This window comes from Nocardiopsis halophila DSM 44494 (assembly GCF_000341245.1).
In the GTDB taxonomy this organism is placed as follows: Bacteria; Actinomycetota; Actinomycetes; order Streptosporangiales; family Streptosporangiaceae; genus Nocardiopsis_A; species Nocardiopsis_A halophila.
Map to the genome: position 1 here is coordinate 1 of NZ_ANAD01000041.1, position 1,386 is coordinate 1,386.

2 protein-coding genes are annotated in these 1,386 nt (G+C 79.0%); one reads left to right on the forward strand and one right to left on the reverse strand.

Going from position 1 to position 1,386, the window contains the following annotated elements; genetic code table 11:
* Positions 1-655, reverse strand: a 655-nt coding sequence (locus tag D450_RS0104900) for a LysR family transcriptional regulator (RefSeq protein ID WP_017537559.1), incomplete at its 3' end; no start/stop codon positions are given.
* Positions 656-828: 173 nt separating this feature from the next.
* Between D450_RS0104900 and D450_RS0104910 the strand changes: the two genes are divergently transcribed.
* Positions 829-1,386, forward strand: a 558-nt coding sequence (locus D450_RS0104910; protein WP_039820138.1) for an MFS transporter, incomplete at its 3' end; no start/stop codon positions are given.

Consider the following 1,386-nt stretch of genomic DNA (forward strand, 5'->3'; position numbering starts at 1 on the left):
CCTCGCGGTGCAGCCCGGCGGCGGTGAAGGCCTGGTCGGACTGGGCGCGCCCGGCGGATCCCTCGGGGAAGTCGACGAACACCTCGGCGGCCAGCTCGCGCAGGCCCACGTGGTCGCGCCCGGCCAGGGGGTGGTGCGGGGCGGCGATGGCCGCGAGCCGGTTGGTCGCCAACTCGCGCATGCGCAGGCCCGGGACCTGCACGTCGGGCAGCACCCCCAGCAGGGCGGCGTCGAGCTCGCCCCGGCGCACCTGCTCGATCATCAGCTCGCTGCCGATGGTGCGCAGCGCCACCCCGGCCTCGGGGTAGCGCTGGCGGAAGCGCCCCAGCAGTGCGGGCAGGTCCACGGCGGTGACGGTGGGGACCGCCCCCAGGCGCAGCCTGCCCCGGACCTCGCCGGCGGCGGCGCCGGCCTCGGCGCGGGCGCGCTCGGCGGCCTCCAGGGCCTGGCGGGCGGCGGGCAGGAACGCCTCGCCGGCCGGGGTGGGGCGCACGCGGCGGCTGGTGCGCTCGAACAGCCGGGTCCCCAGCTCCCGCTCCAGGCGGGCGATCTGGTGGCTCAGGGCGGACTGGACGACCCGGCACCGCTCGGCGGCCCGGGTGAAGTTGCGCTCCTCGGCGACGGCGATGACGTAGCGCATCTGCTGCAGATCCACACCGTCGATCGTAGTCGTTCATCGATCGGATGAGAACAATGTGTTGGACAGATCGGCCTGGGCAGGCCGACGCTGGGGCCATGACGACGACACCCCTGCGCGCGGCCCCGCCCGCGCACCCGTCCGGGGCCGAGCCGCCCGCCCCCGGCATCGGCCGCGCACTGCTGTTCCTGATGTCGGCGGCCACCGGCCTGGCCGTGGCCGGGAACTACCTGGCCCACCCGCTGCTGGAGCGCGTCTCCGGCGCGCTGGGCGCCGCCCCGGCGGCGGCCGCGCTCATCGTCACCGCCGCCCAGGCCGGCTACGGGGCCGGGCTGCTGCTGGTGGTGCCGCTGGCCGACATCGTCGAGCGGCGCCGGCTGGCCTGCGCGCTGCTGGCGGCCGCCGCCGCGGGCCTGGCCGCCTCGNCGGCCACCGCCTTCGCCTCGGCCGCCGCGCAGGTGCTGGTGGGCACCGGCGCGGGGATGGCCGCGCCGCGGGACCGGGGGCGCGTGGTGGCGGCGATGATGTCGGGCCTGCTGACCGGTGTGCTGGCGGCGCGCGTGGCCTCCGGGGCGCTGGCCGAGGCCGGGGGGTGGACGGCGCCCTACTGGGCGGCCGCGGCCCTGCTGGCGGCGGCCGCGGCGGCCCTGCGCCTGGCCATGCCGCGCTCGCACCCGCCGGTGCCGGCGGGAGGGCGCCCCGGCTACCCGGCGCTGCTGGCCTCCACGCTGGGGCTCATGGCGGGCGGG